At 37.8% G+C, this 17,760-nt stretch carries 13 protein-coding genes; 4 read left to right on the top strand and 9 right to left on the bottom strand.

Translation table 11 applies throughout. From position 1 onward, the window contains the following. Nucleotides 1-38 precede the first annotated feature (38 nt). A complete protein-coding gene (gene glyA / locus D0T50_RS07820) occupies nt 39-1,319 on the top strand; it encodes a serine hydroxymethyltransferase (RefSeq protein WP_163222963.1) in 1,281 nt (426 codons plus the stop codon). A 401-nt stretch (nt 1,320-1,720) separates the two neighbouring features. Here glyA and D0T50_RS07815 read toward each other — a convergent pair whose 3' ends face one another. Then, nucleotides 1,721-3,604, bottom strand: a complete 1,884-nt coding sequence (locus tag D0T50_RS07815) for a glycosyl hydrolase family 28-related protein (protein ID WP_163222962.1) — start codon at nt 3,602-3,604, stop codon at nt 1,721-1,723. Between the two features lie 1,011 nt (nt 3,605-4,615). On the opposite strand from D0T50_RS07815, the gene D0T50_RS07810 reads away from it, so the two are divergent. Then, nucleotides 4,616-6,409, top strand: a complete 1,794-nt coding sequence (locus D0T50_RS07810) for a glycosyl hydrolase family 28-related protein (RefSeq protein WP_163222961.1) — start codon at nt 4,616-4,618, stop codon at nt 6,407-6,409. A gap of 84 nt (nt 6,410-6,493) precedes the next feature. Here D0T50_RS07810 and D0T50_RS07805 read toward each other — a convergent pair whose 3' ends face one another. The 8 genes from D0T50_RS07805 to D0T50_RS07770 form a co-directional block, all read right to left on the bottom strand. Beyond that, a complete protein-coding gene (locus D0T50_RS07805; protein ID WP_163222960.1) occupies nt 6,494-7,918 on the bottom strand; it encodes a glycosyltransferase family 39 protein in 1,425 nt (474 codons plus the stop codon). Further along, a complete protein-coding gene (locus tag D0T50_RS07800) occupies nt 7,905-9,467 on the bottom strand; it encodes an NAD(P)/FAD-dependent oxidoreductase (RefSeq protein WP_163222959.1) in 1,563 nt (520 codons plus the stop codon). Before D0T50_RS07800 ends, D0T50_RS07805 begins: the two co-directional genes overlap by 14 nt. Nucleotides 9,468-9,469: 2 nt before the next feature. After that, nucleotides 9,470-9,892 carry a GtrA family protein gene (locus tag D0T50_RS07795; RefSeq protein WP_163222958.1) on the bottom strand — a complete coding sequence of 141 codons (423 nt, stop codon included), beginning with the start codon at nt 9,890-9,892 and terminating at the stop codon, nt 9,470-9,472. Between the two features lie 62 nt (nt 9,893-9,954). After that, nucleotides 9,955-11,064 carry a glycosyltransferase gene (locus tag D0T50_RS07790; RefSeq protein ID WP_163222957.1) on the bottom strand — a complete coding sequence of 370 codons (1,110 nt, stop codon included), beginning with the start codon at nt 11,062-11,064 and terminating at the stop codon, nt 9,955-9,957. 13 nt (nt 11,065-11,077) lie between these two features. Beyond that, a complete protein-coding gene (locus tag D0T50_RS07785; RefSeq protein ID WP_163222956.1) occupies nt 11,078-12,397 on the bottom strand; it encodes a lipid II flippase MurJ in 1,320 nt (439 codons plus the stop codon). Next, nucleotides 12,381-13,586 carry a hypothetical protein gene (locus D0T50_RS07780; RefSeq protein ID WP_163222955.1) on the bottom strand — a complete coding sequence of 402 codons (1,206 nt, stop codon included), beginning with the start codon at nt 13,584-13,586 and terminating at the stop codon, nt 12,381-12,383. Before D0T50_RS07780 ends, D0T50_RS07785 begins: the two co-directional genes overlap by 17 nt. A 5-nt stretch (nt 13,587-13,591) precedes the next feature. Then, nucleotides 13,592-15,151 (bottom strand): GNVR domain-containing protein, encoded by a 1,560-nt coding sequence (locus tag D0T50_RS07775; RefSeq protein ID WP_163222954.1) that lies wholly within the window; start codon nt 15,149-15,151, stop codon nt 13,592-13,594. An 8-nt stretch (nt 15,152-15,159) separates the two neighbouring features. Then, nucleotides 15,160-15,945, bottom strand: coding sequence for a polysaccharide biosynthesis/export family protein (locus D0T50_RS07770; RefSeq protein ID WP_163222953.1), 786 nt, complete (start codon nt 15,943-15,945; stop codon nt 15,160-15,162). 166 nt (nt 15,946-16,111) lie between these two features. Between D0T50_RS07770 and D0T50_RS07765 the strand changes: the two genes are divergently transcribed. Then, nucleotides 16,112-17,161: an SPOR domain-containing protein gene (locus D0T50_RS07765; protein ID WP_163222952.1), complete on the top strand. Its 1,050-nt coding sequence runs from the start codon at nt 16,112-16,114 to the stop codon at nt 17,159-17,161. Then, nucleotides 17,161-17,682 (top strand): FHA domain-containing protein, encoded by a 522-nt coding sequence (locus tag D0T50_RS07760; protein WP_163222951.1) that lies wholly within the window; start codon nt 17,161-17,163, stop codon nt 17,680-17,682. Before D0T50_RS07765 ends, D0T50_RS07760 begins: the two co-directional genes overlap by 1 nt. Nucleotides 17,683-17,760 lie beyond the last annotated feature (78 nt).

The raw sequence follows: 17,760 nt of genomic DNA, 5'->3' as shown, positions 1-17,760 counted from the left end.
GCCATTAAAGAATCATAACCCAATTACCATTTTATAGAATGAAAAGAGACGATTTGATTTTCGACATTATCGAAAGAGAACATCAACGCCAGTTGAAAGGAATTGAACTAATTGCTTCGGAAAATTTTGTGAGTGACCAAGTAATGAAAGCAATGGGTACCTGTCTTACCAACAAATATGCTGAAGGATATCCCGGCAAACGTTACTATGGCGGTTGCGAAGTAGTGGACGAAAGTGAACAACTTGCTATCGACCGATTGAAAGAGATTTTTGGTGCGGAATGGGCAAACGTACAACCACACTCGGGTGCACAAGCCAACGCAGCGGTTTTTCTTGCCGTACTAGACCCTGGCGATAAGTTCTTAGGGTTAAATCTTGCACATGGCGGGCACTTGTCTCACGGCTCTTTAGTAAACACATCAGGTATCATCTATACTCCCTGCGAATATAATGTAAAGAAAGAAACCGGACGCGTGGACTACGACCAGATGGAAGAAGTAGCTTTGCGCGAACGTCCTAAATTGATTATTGGTGGTGGCTCGGCCTACTCACGCGAATGGGATTACAAACGCATGCGCGAAATTGCCGATAAGATTGGCGCTTTGTTGATGGTAGACATGGCACACCCTGCCGGATTAATCGCTGCCGGATTATTGAAAAATCCTTTAGAATATGCACACATCGTAACCTCTACCACCCACAAAACACTTCGTGGACCACGTGGTGGTATCATCTTATTGGGCAAGGACTTCCCAAATCCTTGGGGAAAGACCACACCAAAAGGCGAGATAAAGATGATGTCGCAACTACTGGATTCGGCTGTGTTCCCCGGCATACAAGGCGGGCCATTGGAACATGTAATTGCCTCTAAAGCTGTTGCCTTCCATGAATGTTTGCAACCCGAATATAAAGAATATCAAAAACAAGTAATGAAAAACGCCAAGGCACTTGCCAACGCATTGATAAAACGCGGTTTTGATATTGTATCGGGCGGAACAGACAATCACTCTATGTTGGTTGACCTACGCAGCAAATATCCCGAACTAACCGGAAAGGTTGCCGAGAAAGCATTGGTTGAAGCAGACATTACAGTAAACAAGAACATGGTTCCATTCGACTCTCGCTCTGCATTCCAAACTTCGGGTATCCGTGTAGGAACACCTGCTATCACTACCCGTGGCGCAAAAGAAGAACTTATGGAAGAAATAGCCGAAATGATGGAAACAGTACTTTCGAACATCGGTAACGATAAAGTTATTGCAGATGTTAGAAAGCGTGTTAACGAAACAATGACGAAATATCCGCTATTTGCGTATTAAGATACATAGGTTAGGAAATCAGAAAAGGAGAAAGCAGTTGTGTTTTCTCCTTTTTTTGTTTCTATCCGTAGCTTGTCCCAATTATACTCAAGGCGTTGAGAATATATTCTCAACGCCTTGAGTATTTGTTCTTAAAGCGTCAAGTAGAAATCTTTGTTGATGCTTGTCTTCCCTTTACATTGCTGCTTATTTCCCCCAAAAAGAACGTTGCGCTAAGGCGCTTCTGAGAGGGGTATTTCACCCCCAAATACTTGACGCGTCAACTCTTTATACTTGAAGCGTGTACTCTTTATACTTGACGCGTCAAGTATTGGGAGCACACGCCTATACTATTTAACAATCCGTTAATTACTTTGAAAACAGAATTAAATAAAAGAACAAGTAAATGCAAAAACTGTTTCTTAGAGTCTTTCTCTCCACGCGCCACCTAAATAAATCCAATAAGAAGTCAGTCTATTAGGGTTATTGTTGTAAACAACGTCTCCTTCTTGCCATGTGCCATATAGGGGTTGTGCTGGTGCCTTACATTCCACATTTTTACCTTTGTAAAAGATAGAAGTAATGTTAGTGTTAGCGTTCAATATATTCTCCGATGGTGTTAATTCCTTCCATTTGAATCCTGATACGGAGATACCGTTTTCATATAGGTGTATCGCTCCTGCAACTGGTATATCAATATAGTGAGTATAATCAGTACTTGTACCTCTGTATAGACGAAGCATAGCTTGGTTTCCACACGGTCTTGCATTTGAAAGATGAAATAATAATCCTTCGCCATTTTTAGTCATATTAATTGAACTTCCACCAGTTGTGTACCATGTCAATATATCGCTCTGACCAGCTATTAAACGTGTTTTATCCCATAGAATTTGATATTTGTAGTGATATGTACCACTATTCAAATACCATTTAGCATAAGAACTAGATCCGTATCCATACGCATTAGGTTCAAGCATATTATCCATCGAAGCCATTTTCATTACAGTATATCCCGGCATAATTCTACAACTGGAAGACAAAAGATAACTTTGCTCATTAAAAATAGAAAATGGTTGAGTTATCTCGTTGTCATTGGTGCAGATATTAATTCCATAAATATACATTGCTCCGATAAGTCCACTAAGAACCCAATATCGATAAGTCTGAGAAAATTCAAGCGAACAATTATTATCTATCTGTACATCATATTCATTTATATTCGAAATATCATAATCAGTACTGTCATTTAACTCTTTTCCGTAGTATAAGAACAAATCACCAGACGATTTCACTACAGGAGTTTGACCATTGCTCAATGATTTTATGACAAGACTTGGACGAGTTCCTTTCCATAAAAAATTATTCATCATTGTTACATTTGAATCTCTTATTTCTACCTGCACACCACCTTCAAGATGATTTGATGCAAAGGTTATCCCTTTAGATGCCTCTATTAGTACATCATTATTGATAATATTAGATGAAATAGAACCTCCATTGCTCAAAGTAACACGCAATCCTTTTACTTTAGGGTCTACTGAATGTATTGCATTGCCTTCAAAAATCAATGCATCCCCTAAAGTATTAAAGTCAAAAGCATACAAAGCATCACCTGTATCGTTACTACATGGACCATTATATGAACACTTCACTATTTTTCTTTGATCAGAATAAACAAAAATATTAAAAACGACTTGCTTAAAATACCACCAGCTACAGCAATTCATCTCAAAACTTCCCGCAGTACATACCCCTTTTAGGTTTCCTATTTTCTTCCATGTATTTTGAAATACCAAATCCTTCATCAACGTTCCAGGTTTATTATAAGGAATCTCCCATGTATCACCCAACATATTCATCCTTACAAGGTATCCATCCGTATAGCTAGACAGACTTGATGCACCGGGAAGTAATATTGTTCCCAAGTTTTCTTGTTCTGACTCATCATCATTATACTCTCCTATTTCTCCAACCAAAGCAATACCCGCTTTAATTTCTATCGTTCCATTAACTCGATAAACACCTCGTGGCACGAACACTTCACCTCTCTTCTTCATCACGATAGCTTTGTTTATTGCCGGAGTACTATCAATAGCCGAGTCGCTTATTACAGCATAGGCCTTTGCTCCAAACCATTGTGGATACGCGCGGTCTATTACCCAAGAACCATTTACGGTAATGTTGTCCGAAAATATTTGTTCTATAGGAGCTATAATCCGGGTTCTATTCCCAGTTAGGGTTCTGGCAGCAGTTGCCGTGAGCATACCCCCAATAAAATAAAGAGTAACACCTGCAGGAAATGTCATGGTTGATACGTTGTGTGCTTTCCGTACTACGTAAGTCGTGTTTGCACTTAATGTTCCTGAATCTGGGAATTCGATAAAATCGGTTGTGAGGTTTACCCGAACAAATTCTTCGCTTGTCTGTCTGTTTCCATGATTTTAGTTTTTAATGATTAATAATAGTCGCACTATTTATGGTGGACATTATAACTATAACACAATAATAAAGAAATTGTTTACAGAATTATTATTATTAGTTCTTTTCTGTTCAAAATATGACTTAATTGCATATTAGTTAGTATTGTCCAAAAGTCCTATTTCGACCTAAAGCCATAATTTTGACAAACCATAGCTGACGGGGCACAAACCATAGGCAGACCAACCATCTGCCTATGGCAAACACTCTGTTTGCTTATGGCTGAAGGGTCGTTTGCTTATGGACGAAGGGGCATTTGCTTATGGCTGACGAGGTAAATACCATAAGCATTGAAATAAGAGCTTTAGGCTGTGTAGTTTCTGACTGATTTTTGCTTCACATCTCACTGGTTTTCGAAGCATTTCTCACTGGTTTCTTACTACAAATACAGTCAGAAAATTAGTTGTGAAAGCCCTGTGAAGGATAAAAGAGGGTGACTTCACACGTAACTTGTTTACTACCATTTGGTTACAGCGTTTTGTGAAGGTGAAGGCTTATTTAGTAAAACTGCATTTGGAGTGTACATTACCCCCCCTGGATGAATAAAACACCTACTGAATTTATTTTGTGACAAGTAAAAACACATGTTTTGTTGCTTATTATTAAAAATTAATTATCTTTGAAAAATTCATTAACTATAAAAACTTATCACAATGAACAATCTAAATTATGTAATCTTACAAAGTGACTCTTCATTCGAAAGCCAAGTAACTAACCCAAACACAATGTACGAAGTTAGGAACTTATTCACCCTCACGCAAACTCATACAATTCCCAACAACTGTATTTTACTTTTCAGAGGTGGATGTATTAACGTCCCCAGTAATATAGAACTAAAAATGAACAATTGCGGAATAGATGCTCCACTATATCAAATATTCAATGATACAGCAAATATTGATATTCACGCAAAAATAGATAAAGCATACCCACAATGGTTTGGCGCGAAAGGAGATTATGAAAATGATGATACAAAAGCAATTCAAATATGTTGTTCCAAATTCAAACACGTTCACATTCCAAAGGGGAAGTATAAAGTAACATCAACTATAAAAATACCTCCAGGTGTTTCAATATCAGGAGATTGTGGAACATATGAAGAATTTACTCTTGAAGATGGTATTGTTAGAAAAGACTACATGGGAACCAAAATCTATCCCGTTCAAACTGCTGGAGAATACTTTATTGATAATTTCGTTTTTCATATTAACCAAAAAGAAAACACAACTAATGAAGTATTCTATCCTTTTTTTCCTCATAATGGGGAAATTAAGAATTTAATTATTGCTGGGTTTGGAATGAATGTTTGTAATGGATTTAAAGTGGGATATAGTGTAAAATTTGAAAATATATTTTTTGCTGATATATCACAGGCTTTACTTAAAAATAATAGCTTGTACATTGATTCTTTTCATATCGAAAAATGTTCTTTCACACAAAAAGTAAATGCAACAGTTCCTGTAGTAGATTGTGGCTTCTTAGGTGATGGCTTTTTGATGAGAGGTTGCCACACTTTTGGGACAGTCCGTTTCTTCTGTTGCAATGGAGGAGCTATTGAGGGAAATATTCAAGGTTCTTTTGAATTTCATAATTGTCGTGGAATGAAGATGTTTGGTGGTCATTTAGAAGTTGGAAATGTCTTAATTGAATCCTCTAATATATCAATAGAAGATATGTTTATGTGGCAAAACGGCGGTGAGGAGAATCCCCCTATATTGAATATATACACAAGCGGTTCTAACAATACTTCAGTCGTCTTGAAAAACATTTCATTCTTATACTATATAAATGGCGACCAACATGGTTTGCCAGATAATAATGATAAATCTCCTATTGATATTAAAATAGATTCAATGACTACATTGTCTATTGAAAAATGTTATAAAGTATACTGTCATTCAGGGAATATTGGAGATAACCAGTTAATGGGGTTAACTATTATGAAGGAAGACAACACGCTTTTTGATAATTTCAATAACTATAGCTCTTATTTTTCAGATTCCTGTCATATAACAACTAATTATCGAATAAATTCCTCAAAACGTATTGAGACCCCAAGAGATGCAACTATTTATATTATGAATACTAAAGATTTTACTGGTAACCCATTTTATCCGTGGCATGGTAATGAGACAAAAACTTATTATTATAAAGCCTTAGTCATGTGGGATTGCAAAAGAAAAATATTAGGCGCAATCCCTAATGAATACGTAAGAACAGCAGGAAAAGTCGGTTGTATTTATTGTGTTTCTGCTTATATGGGTCGAAATCATTCAGCAAGAATTTTCAGAGGAGAATATAGTGGCAGTTACACAGAGTTCTGCGATATACATTATGCCGGAGCTTATTTTATCGTAGATGATGGCATTTCTTGTGGTGGAGGAGCTTTTAAATGGAGACCTATCTCTGAACTTGGGAGTCAAGCAACCATGGATGGTACTCGTGCAGACTATATAGAGTATAATGGAGAAAATATCGTTGTCACATCTTTCACTGCGATGAACCGCCCACCAAATTATGGAGAATGGAAAAGAGGAGATAAGATAATAGTATATTCAGCATCAACTAGTACAAAAACAGAGTACTGTTGTGTACAAAGTGGTGCACCTGGCAATTGGATGCAAATTGATTAAAATTAGAGTATAACAACAAAGCCAGCTTTTCCGTTTTGAACTAGCTGGCTTTTAGTTTCTGTCATAGTTTTATCAATTAGAAAATTAGGGATTATACCTCACCACGATGAACGAATTATATTTGGCTTCTCTAGCTTCATACATTTTCGGATAAAGACCTTCGGCATCAAATTCTTCTCTGCTTGAAAGAACCAGTAGTTTATCCGAAGAGGCATCTTTCAACTCTTCTTCACCAAGATTATTTATCATCCGATACTTTGGATTACTCATATCTATGCCGTAATAGGTATAAATCAACGAGTCGCCTTGCAGGAAAACAGTTTCGGCATCGGTGTTGCTTACATACGCAGATATGCCTTTATAGTCCTCTTTTTGATGATATTTATCGAACATAATGCGAAGCCCGGAGAATGAAATCATACAGATTACCAACATTGCCCCCAGCATAGGGAACTGCTTCTTTGAATCAACCATTGATTTTAAAATAACACAAAGCAGTATAAGCAATGCGGGTAAAAGATAGATAACGTGTCGCTCCCAAAAACGAGTTTGAAAGAGGATGTTCATCACACAGAACACACCAAAGCAAGTAAGTAAAGCCCAAAATGTAGTCGTTAGGAATTTATCTTTCCATAGCTTATACTTAACAAAATGAATAAAGAGCATGAGGTAGCCAAAGAATAGGAACAGTATGCAAGCAATATGTACCCACGACAACTGCGAAAAGAGCATAGCACGCAAGTCATTGCGAGACAACCCAAGACCGCCAAGCCCGACAAAATAATAGACTATTTGAGCGATGCTGGCTTTCCAGTTGGTGCCGAGATTTCCTACTCCGCCTATTTCGCTTGCACCACTCATTACAGTCAAATAGTGATACAATACAGCTATGTAGGGAAGTGCGAAAGCTCCCATCACTGATAGGTGTTCTTTGAATTTGAACTCCCCTATTTTATACAAACGAATGCATTGCACGAAGTACATTAGTATGATAAACATAAACATCATGTGCGTTAATGAACCTATCAGGAAAACAAAATGCAATGCAAATAATGTTTTGTATTTGTTCAAGTTGCAGAAAAACAACAAATAAGTATAAATGCTTCCGATGCACAATAGCATTGCATAAGGACGCGCTTCATTCATATAGTAAAGGAACAATGGATTCAAGAAAAACAACACGCAAAACCAAGAAGGAGCCTCTGTTTTACGTATTATACGCCACGAAACAATAAAATAAATGATAGCAAACAGAATGTTTATGCTTCGCATAGCTATTTCGCTATAGCCAAAGAGTTGTGTCCACATCCACTCAAAAATAAAGTAAAGGGGCATTCCTCCACCTGCACCGTTAGCACTCCAAATTTCTTGCAACAACTGAAGAAAGCTTTTGTCATGCACAGTCTGATAGGTTATCATCTCGTCAATCCAAATACTCGAACTGTTTACGGAAAAGAAAAGAACGATGACCGCTATTATAGCCGGAATAACATAACTACTTTTCTTCATGGTATTCTGTTTCTTGGTTTACATTCCAAATGTTTGATTTATCTTTTTTGTTTGTGAATATATTCTTCACAGCCTCAAAAGCCGTTTCCATAGAGTGATCCATATTATTGTAGCGATGCTGACCGTTGCGTCCTACACAATACAAATTCTCGAATGTATTTAAGTAATCGATAAGTGTATCTATTTCGCCATACGTATCGAAATATGCCGGATATGCTTTTTGAACAAACTCACAATGAGAGTCTAGGATTGTTTCTGTTTCGGCTATTAATCCTATAGAAGCCAACTCTTTTACTGCCATTGCAGTACGCTCTTTCTCATCCATATTCCAAAACGTATCTCCTTCAGCACAAAAGTATTCAAGACCAATCCAAACTGTTTCGTCCGGGTTCTTTACCAAGTAAGGAGACCAGTTATTAAATATCTGAACACGTCCTAACTTAACGTTATTGTCTTGTACGTAAATCCAACAATCGGGAACAATATTGCCAAGTGTAGGCATCTTTGTTTTGTTTTTAAGCGCTAACTTATTTACCAACAGCCCGATGGTAATAAAGTCCCGGTAAGGAAGTCCGGATGCTATACGATGAATATCCTTGGGAACAGCTGGCATACCTGCTATTAAATCTTTTAGCGGCATAGAAGAAATGACAATATCGGCTTCCTCTGTTGTTATTTCGCCGTTACATTCATATTTCACGTGAGTTAGTTTTCCTTTGCTTGTTTCAAAGCCCACGACTCTACGCCCTTTTTGCACTTTTCCACCCATTTTCTCGAACTCGTTGGCTGCTGTTTCCCACAGTTGTCCGGGGCCGTACTTAGGATACGAGAACTGTTCTATCAAAGAAGTTTCCACTTTCTTTTTATCTTGTTCTTTACAGAACGCTTTACTGAAAATATCTTTCAACACCGCACGGATAGACAAACCTTTTACACGTTGCGCTCCCCAGTCGGGAGATATCTTTTCGGGATGTCTTCCCCAAAGCTTTTCTGTATAAGATTCGAAAAACATAGAGTAAAGCTTTCGCCCGAATCTATTGATATAAAAGTTCTCTAAAGAATCTTCTTTCTTCTTGAACACAACGGAATAGAAATAACTGCATCCGGCACTAATAGTAGTAATCAATCCCATATTCTTAATGGTATTGAAGTTCAGTTTTACCGGATAGTCAAAAAAGGCTTTGCGGTAGAATATGCGTGAAACCCTATTGCGCACCAGCATAACTCTATCTGTTGTTTCGGGGTCGGGACCGCCTTTTTCTAATTTTACCTTACGATGCAATTTTAGATCATCATAAGACAAGCTACCTTGCATAGGCATTAGTTCGTTCCACCAATTAACCACTGCATCATTTTTAGAGAAGAAACGATGCCCGCCAATATCCATTCTGTTTCCGTTATGTTTTACGGTTCGGGATATTCCGCCAATGGCTTGTGATTGTTCTAGAATGATAACCTCTAGATTTTTGTCCTCTTTCAACAACTCATATCCGGCAACAACGCCCGCAGGTCCTGCTCCTATGATAATTACTTTCTTTGATTTCTCCATTTCTAATTCTTGTATAATAAATACTTTCGTGCAAAGAAGTTCCACAAATACACCACAAACACTACTCCTATTTTAGACACTAAATAATGTGCATTTCCATATTCAGTTAGTAGCCACATGAATAAGTCATTCAATCCCAGTCCCACAGCTCCTATCAGTCCAAATAGCAAAAACTCCAATTTCTTATTAGCAACCTTCGAGTTATTGAAAACCCATTTTGTGCTAAGAATAAAATTGGTTATTAAACCTGCAAGGAATGATAGTGTTGCTGATATAAGATAATGGAGATGGCAAATTTCTGTGAAAAACCACAATAAAGAAAAATCAATAATAAAAGCAAATCCACCAACGAATGTATAGCGAACTAATTGCAATAATGTTTTGTCTGTTTTACCGGAAAGGAATTTCGTCAATGTAACTCTCACTATATTGTGTGTTTCTTGTTATTAGTAACTATGGTTGCAAATATAACGATATAAATCTGTTCTTAGTGTGCTGGGGAAGGTGATTTAAGGATATTAATGAACCTATCAACAATATATGCGCGCGATAGCTTGGGTGAATATTCCATGCAGTTATTTATATACAACTTACTGTTCTCAACAATTTCGTGTATATCATGTTCGTCCCAATTATCTTTTGCAATACCCAGTGTGTTATTTTTTATCCACTCAGCACTATAAGGTACTGTATTCGTTATTATCGGTGTCCCTAGCGATATGGATTCTTCAATAGCAATCATATTCAAGTCTTTCGATGAGTTACAAAACATACATAAAGAAGATGCAAAGTAATCAGTTAGCTTATCGTGAATAACATTACCAAGTAATACTACCTGTCCATCCAATCCATTTGCAAAAACATATTCCTCTATTTCATTACGCATAGGACCATCTCCTGCTATATAAAGTTTATAGTCCTTCTTTGAAAAAGTCGTTATGTATTTTTTGTATACCGAAATCATTGAAATAATATTCTTACCCGGCACTAAGCGTGCTACAACAATAAACTGCTTCTTCTTTGACACACCACTCTTGGGAAGAGTTAAATTAGAGCCATGGCTAATTATATCTTCATATACTCGTAAATTGAACGATTGAATAAAGCGTTTTGCGACTGGAGAACGAGCAACAATAAGTGGCTTATTCATAAAACAGCGAGCTATCACATTGTACCAAATGCGTGCTGGTATTTCTTTCATCATTTTGTTATACTTACCCAGTTCCTGCCATATGATTGTTTTTTGAGGCATAACAATAGATGCAAACAAAGAATTAAAAGAAAACACTTCGCTTGTAATAACCAAATCATACTCCTCTTTGTGTTTACGCAGATAAGAAAATAAATTGAGATGTAAAGGTAATAGCGATGGATTGAATATCCGTTTTAGATTAGAAGGCAGGTAAATAATATTAAAAGAACAGCCTTCTTCTGAAATGGGTTTATACTCTTCAGCAGCAACAAGCGTTATTTGATGTTCTTTAGCAACAAATTCATTCGCTAAACTAACAATCATAGTATCCTTTATGGAATTAACCTCGTGTACTGTATTGTTTTCCACCGAATAAAGGATAGAGTTAATGATTAGTATCTTCATGATAGTTCTATTTTTATTGAGTATGTAGTTTTTTACTTCTTCTTCTTAGAATCCCGTATCCAAAAAAAGAAAACAGTATTGCTAATAAGCCCTCATAGGCTACAAATGCGTATGCATAACCATTGACTCCTATACGAGGTATTAAATAAGAATAAATTCCTACACCCATTATACTCACCACAAACATAAGAATTGTATAAAACTTCACCTCTTGAGTTGCAATAAACAATTTTGTAGAAGGAACACCAATTATTGTAAGTGGGATGCTAAAAATTAATATTCCAAAGACTTCTTTCAGAGATGAAAGAGCCTCGCCTTCCATACCACCGATACCATACAAAAAATCAATCAGGAATGACCTTAATATATACAGTACTACAACAAGCAGTATAGATAATAACACCGCCCCACTTGTAACGCGCAGATAAATTTTTTTCATCTGTTCATATGCTTCAGATACAGCCAGCTCATTCAACTTTATTTGTAACACAGCAAATATATGTATCAATATATTAACCGGAGTTTGCGCTAATTTTATGGCATAATTTGCAATTGTCACCACACTCGGATGCAGCCAAGACAATATATAAAATGGAAATATTGAAACAACAACAACAACAACCTGATTGCCGAAAATCGTAAAAATGTCTCTATAAGAGTCCTTTAATAAGGAAAACTTTATCAACAGGAAGTTCCAATGTAAGTTCTTCCTCAACAATACGACGACTCCTACAAAATTGATTAAGGCAGCAGCTCCAAGTCCTACAACAGCAGAAAGGATATCTAAGGATTGATTAAAAATAATTATGAAAAGAATAATAAAACAATTGTTAATCAAATTCAGAACCGTAGGAAGAGTGAAATATTTGTAAGACACAAGAACTTCGGCATATAACATATTTAATAAATAAAGAACTATAACCGGTGCAAACAAATAAACCTGAAGTACATTCTCCTTAATACTTTCAGCACTGAAGCCAGATATAGCCTTAAGTAAAAAAGGTCCAAAAAGCCACGCTATAATAATAATAACAACACCAATAGCAGCAACGCACACAATGAAGGAGTTTATATAAGCCATACTTTTTTTTTCATTCTGTTGAATTCTCATTTGTGTAAAACGAGGAATCAGAACAGAAGTCGTTATTGTTTGCCCCATATTTGAGAGCAATAAGGAAAATTGAAATAGGTAAAAATAGATATCGGTATGTACATTAGCACCTATAAAATAAGCGATAGAAAGGTTTTGAGCAAAGGCTACCAGCTTAGCAACAGCTCCCAACGTAGAGGAATAAACAGCCCCTTTAGTGTATGACTCACTTTTCAGACTCATTTGTAGAATTTGCTGTATTTTTTTGTTCTAATTCAACTATGGATATTCCCATAAGGATTAAAACAAACAGTCCTCGATTGTGTGTAAATGTAGCATCGGCAATTCCTTCAATTAAAAAAAACGAAAAAACAAGTAGTACAATCAGATGCTGTTTGTTTGTGAAAGAGGTTTTTAGTTTACTTGCACGTCTAAATGCATAGTGCCAAAAGTAGAAATACAAGACCACCCCCACCAATCCAAATTGTGCTAGCTCAGGATAAAAAGCATCGACTATAAAATCAGGCTTTTCTTTAGACAATCCCCAAAGTGTATTGATACCATATTCTTCATAAGTAGGCGAATAATACTCTGCTGAAGCAAAGGTGCCGAAACTACCAAGCCCACTACCAAAAGGTATATAATCACAGAGAATATTACAACCTGTTAACATCATAGCAGGTCGCGACCACATCTCTTTGGAATTCATAGCACCATCAATATAATAAAGTACTATCTTTTCCCACGAAAAGAATAGTGCTACTACTATAGTTATTGCCCCAATGATAATGGTTCTTAAATTTATTTTTAACTGCCCGGCATATTTGTAATAAATAGTAATCGAAGCTGCTATAGCCCAGAAGCCATAGAATTTAGAGCGTGTAGAGAAAAAACCGACTGCTAATATAAGGATAAATACAATCACATCACCCCACGAGTACGAACTACAATAAAAATAAAGAAATGCTGTAACTGTAGCTGCCGTAGCAAAACGAGAGGGATGCATAAAAAAACTATGCCAAGGATCGGTAATGCCTATAACTAATAAGAAGCAGGCACCTATCAACGACACAATGGTAAGCACATATTTATGTTCTTTGGTTAATGCTGGTTTCAACAATAATATAGCAAAGAACCCTAGAAAGGGTTTTATTTGTATAACAGCATCCAAAAAGATAGCCGCAACTACATTAGACCCTATTGCGAATGAATAGATTACATAAAACAGGAATATGCCACAAACCATAAATATAGGTTTTAATTCTTTCAAATCCCTTCGTTCATATACAACCAGCGCTACAAATATCCCTAGAAAAAGAACCATCAATTCATCTGTATAATTAAAATCCAGATACTCATAAAGCATCACGCCGAACACATATCCGAACAGCAAAAATACAAAAAAGAGGTTATTTTTAGAGAACGTCCACATAGCGGTTACTCACACTTAGTAACAGTGCCTGCCATTTTTACTGCAATGATACTCAATGAAATAGCACAAGCGATAACAAAAGCAATGATTAATACAAACAGCCCTTTAGGGAACTCGTGCTTTGCCGAGCTGTAAGCGGGGTCTATAATGCGCGCAGCCAGTTCGTCGGGGGCGTTGGCAAGTTCTTTCTCTTGCAACTTCTGCAATAGATACATGAACATGGTTTCTTTTAGCTTTTGTTGGCGCTTTAATTCAATGTATTCGCGTTCTTGCGTGGGTAGCTTATAGATAATGTTATTGTATTGCGTGTTCTTTTTATTAAGTTCGCTTAGTGCGATAACTACTCCCTGGCGAGCAGTGGTAATGGCTTCGGTAAGCATTTTGCGCTGTTCGGCAAGTTGCTCGTTTACTAACAACACTGCCGGGTTTGAAGGTTCGGCTGTTTGCAACAAACGCATACGCTCCAACACAAGCGTGTTGTATATCTCTATCGCTTTCTCGCCCGTGCCCTCTATAAGAGGCACAGCAGAGTATTGGTTATCGGGGTGCTTGACATATTCCAATACATAATCCATCATGCGCAGGTTGGTTTGAGTTTCTAAGAGGCTCTTGTCAACTTCTTCGTAGCCCATCATAATAGCTTCGCCGTAGATGGCAAGGTCGGGTATCTCATTAACCTTTTTGTATTGTTCTATTTGCTCTTCGAGAATGGTAAGTTCTGTGCTTATACCATTGAGCTTTTCGCGTACAAAGTCAGCATTTATCTCCGCCTCTTGCGTCTTCACTGCACGCGAGTAGTCATTATAGACTCTCATAACAGCGTTAATCAGGTCTTTACCCTGCTCACGGTTTTCCCACTGAATATAGACTACCATCAAGTCTGAAATGGTTTCCAGGGGTTTGATAATAAGCGTTTTCTCCAACTCTTCGTACACTTTCTGCAGGGGTACCAGCTTGGTTTGCAATTTGTAAGCACCACTTACTCCCTCTTTTTCTTGTATAGTGATGGTTCCCACCGAAGTATTTAGCACTACCGGCAGGGGTTGGTTCTTTATCTTTATAGTTTTGAAGTATTTCGATTTCAGGGTAGCAGTGGCTTTTTTATTTGCATCGACACTAAGTTTTATGTTGATGGGGTAAACCAGTGTGTCTAGAAATGATGTAGGGAAGATGTAATCTACAGGTACCTCTTTTTTATAGAGCGATTGCTTCTTCCAACCTACCCGACGTTTGGTTTGTAGTTGCATATCGGTTTCGGCTATAACCTGCGAGAGGTTGCGACGAGCAAGCATGATGCCTATTTCATCTTCGGTGGTAACACCGCCACCACCACCGCCACCAAGCATAGATGCCAGCCCGCTGCCTTTAAGCATCTTCAGTTCGGACATCATACCTTCGGTTTCGCTACGCAACTGCATTCGTGCCGTGATGCCCCATTCTTTGGGTGTAACCAAGATAAATACTATAGCAACGATAAGGCAGATAATGCCAACCGGTATGTAAACCTTCCAATACTTAATTATTTCACCAAATAGTTTGCCGATGTGTATATTTTCGTCTTTCATGCTATTTCTTATTTAATAATTAATGCCACAATAACCGATATAGCGCTTACGATGGTAGCGATAAATGAAATATTTACTTGTGCGTTTTGGCTATACTTTGAATTACTCTTCCTAGCATTATTGGGCTCTACGTAAAGCACATCGTTTTGTTGCAAATAGAAGTAAGGAGAAGCAAAGATGTTTGCCGAAGTAAGATCAAAGCGGTGCGTTTCTATCCCATTGGCGCCTTCACGTATGAGCAACACATTTTTTCGCTGACCATAGATATTGAGGTCACCCGCCATCACGATGGCGTCAAGAACAGAAACACGCTCGTGAGATATGCTTTTATAACCCGGACTGTTTACCTCGCCCAGTACGCCAATCTTAAAATTCATCAGTCGGATAGTAACGATAGGATTCTTCACATAAGTAGTTATCTGCTTTGCGATAGAAGCTGAAAGTTCGTCTTTGGTTAATCCGGCAGCTTTTATCTTGCCCAACACGGGGAAAATAATATACCCTTCTGCATCTACCAGGTAGGTTTGCATGATGGGAGTAGACTGCATACTTGTGTTTCCGGGAGATTCTACACTTGCCACCGGCATATTGAACATGGCTACAGATTCGGGGTTGGTAGCCGATACCATAATAGAAAGCATATCATCGCTGGTTATGCGTATGCTATAGGCAGCAGCAACCTTAGCCAATGCTTCGGTGTTGGTATCGATATCTTGCAAATAACTAACGTCTTTTGCTGTTTTGCATGAGAGCAGTAAAGCTAAAAAGGGAAGCAATAGTAATTGTTTCTTCATGTCGTTTTTTATTGAATTAAACTAACGGTTGGCAAAGTTATACAAATTCACCTAATCTAACTAACGGCTTCTGTTGCATTTTATTTTATGGTGTTCATAAATTGTTTATAAATTAAGTATCTGTTTTATGTTGATACCTCGACAGAAAGCTATACTTTTGTAAGCAATGACAGAATTGGCAAGACATATAGAAATACTACTACTTGAGAACGACTGTGTAATAGTTCCTGATTTTGGTGGTTTTGTAGCACACTACACACCCGCCTCTTGGAATAAAAAGGAGCAAAGGTTCTCGCCTCCTTGCCGTACATTGGGTTTTAATCCGCAACTGACGATAAACGATGGAACGTTGGTTCAATCTTACATGAAAGCATACGACACGACCTTTGCCGATGCTTCGCGTATCATAGAAAGAGAAGTAAAGCACCTTGTAGACACTTTACACAAAACAGGAAAAGTAGAACTTACAAATGTTGGCGAGCTTAGGCTTTCTATTAATAGCATTTACACATTTGTACCCTACGACAACCGCATCACTTCGCCTACCCTCTACGGGTTAGATACATTCGAAATACAAGAGGTAACAATAGAAGCGAAAGTGCCTCTTAAACGAGTTGTTATTGAAAAGAAAACAACTACCATTCCAGAGAAGAGACGCTACGAGTTACCTGTAAACGCCATAAAGAATGTAGCTGCCATAGCGGCTGCTATTGCCCTTTTCTTCGTGATGTCTACTCCAGTAGAAAACACCTATGTAGAAAGTGGGAACTATGCTGCCTTTGCTGCTTCAGAGCTATTTACGCATATGGAAAGGCAATCATTATTTATCCATCCGATAGCTAGTGTAACAACCCCCGAAGTAGTTAACGAAGAGCCTTCTATAACTAAAGAAACAGAAGAAAAGGCAGAAACGATAGTCACCCCGCCCGAAACAATACCTAATATAACAGAGCCTACCCCTGCCATAACTAAGCCACAACGCACTTATCATCTCATAGTAGGTAGTGTGTTACGTGAAAAAGATGGCAATGAGATGGTTGATAAACTAAAAGAAAAAGGGTATGATAATGCTCAAATAGTAGTGGGTGATGGCAAAGTGCGTATCAGTATACTTTCTTATACCAACCGCAAAGAGGCTGAGACACAACTCAATTTGCTGCGTGAACAAGAGTCATACAAAAACTGTTGGCTTCTCAGCGTAAAACAACCTTCATAATGAAACGAATTCTCTGCCCCAAATGCGATAACTACCTCTACTTCGATGAAACGAAATACGTCGAAGGACAATCATTGGTGTTTGTGTGTGAAAACTGCGGAAAACAATTCAGCATTCGCATGGGAAAAGCCAAGATGAAAGATATCCGCCGCGAAGAGAAGCATCTTGAAGAAAGCTCTACCGGGGAGTTTGGCTCTATTACCGTAGTAGAAAACGTATTCGGTTTTAAGCAAGTATTACCATTGCAAGAAGGCGATAACGTGATTGGTCGCCGTTGTGTAGGTACGATTATCAATACCCCCATTGAATCTGGCGATATGAGCATGGATCGCCGACATTGCATCATTAACGTAAAGCGAAACAAACAAGGCAAACTCATCTATACCCTTCGTGACGCTCCCAGCTTGACGGGAACCTTTCATAACAACGAAATTCTAGGCGATAGAGATCGCCTGCGAATAGACGAAGGAGCAATCATAACCATTGGAGCTACAACAATTATTCTGCATATAGGAGAATAACCATCAAAGCAAGCAGCTAAAACTCTAAAAAAGCAAAATTGATTAGCTAATTTCTATATATTGCTATACTTTTGTGTT

It is taken from the genome of Bacteroides sp. 214 (genome assembly GCF_010501015.1).
In the GTDB taxonomy this organism is placed as follows: Bacteria; Bacteroidota; Bacteroidia; order Bacteroidales; family Bacteroidaceae; genus Bacteroides.
This window is presented reverse-complemented; position numbering and strand designations above follow the sequence as displayed.

What these genes read in the sequence shown, in the direction of transcription:
- glyA (WP_163222963.1), top strand. Translation starts at nt 39, where the DNA reads ATGAAAAGAGACGATTTGATTTTCGACATTATCGAAAGAGAACATCAA.
- D0T50_RS07815 (WP_163222962.1), bottom strand. Translation starts at nt 3,604, where the DNA reads ATGACATTTCCTGCAGGTGTTACTCTTTATTTTATTGGGGGTATGCTC.
- D0T50_RS07810 (WP_163222961.1), top strand. Translation starts at nt 4,616, where the DNA reads ATGAACAATTGCGGAATAGATGCTCCACTATATCAAATATTCAATGAT.
- D0T50_RS07805 (WP_163222960.1), bottom strand. Translation starts at nt 7,918, where the DNA reads ATGAAGAAAAGTAGTTATGTTATTCCGGCTATAATAGCGGTCATCGTT.
- D0T50_RS07800 (WP_163222959.1), bottom strand. Translation starts at nt 9,467, where the DNA reads ATGGAGAAATCAAAGAAAGTAATTATCATAGGAGCAGGACCTGCGGGC.
- D0T50_RS07790 (WP_163222957.1), bottom strand. Translation starts at nt 11,064, where the DNA reads ATGAAGATACTAATCATTAACTCTATCCTTTATTCGGTGGAAAACAAT.
- D0T50_RS07785 (WP_163222956.1), bottom strand. Translation starts at nt 12,397, where the DNA reads ATGAGTCTGAAAAGTGAGTCATACACTAAAGGGGCTGTTTATTCCTCT.
- D0T50_RS07780 (WP_163222955.1), bottom strand. Translation starts at nt 13,586, where the DNA reads ATGTGGACGTTCTCTAAAAATAACCTCTTTTTTGTATTTTTGCTGTTC.
- D0T50_RS07775 (WP_163222954.1), bottom strand. Translation starts at nt 15,151, where the DNA reads ATGAAAGACGAAAATATACACATCGGCAAACTATTTGGTGAAATAATT.
- D0T50_RS07770 (WP_163222953.1), bottom strand. Translation starts at nt 15,945, where the DNA reads ATGAAGAAACAATTACTATTGCTTCCCTTTTTAGCTTTACTGCTCTCA.
- D0T50_RS07765 (WP_163222952.1), top strand. Translation starts at nt 16,112, where the DNA reads ATGACAGAATTGGCAAGACATATAGAAATACTACTACTTGAGAACGAC.
- D0T50_RS07760 (WP_163222951.1), top strand. Translation starts at nt 17,161, where the DNA reads ATGAAACGAATTCTCTGCCCCAAATGCGATAACTACCTCTACTTCGAT.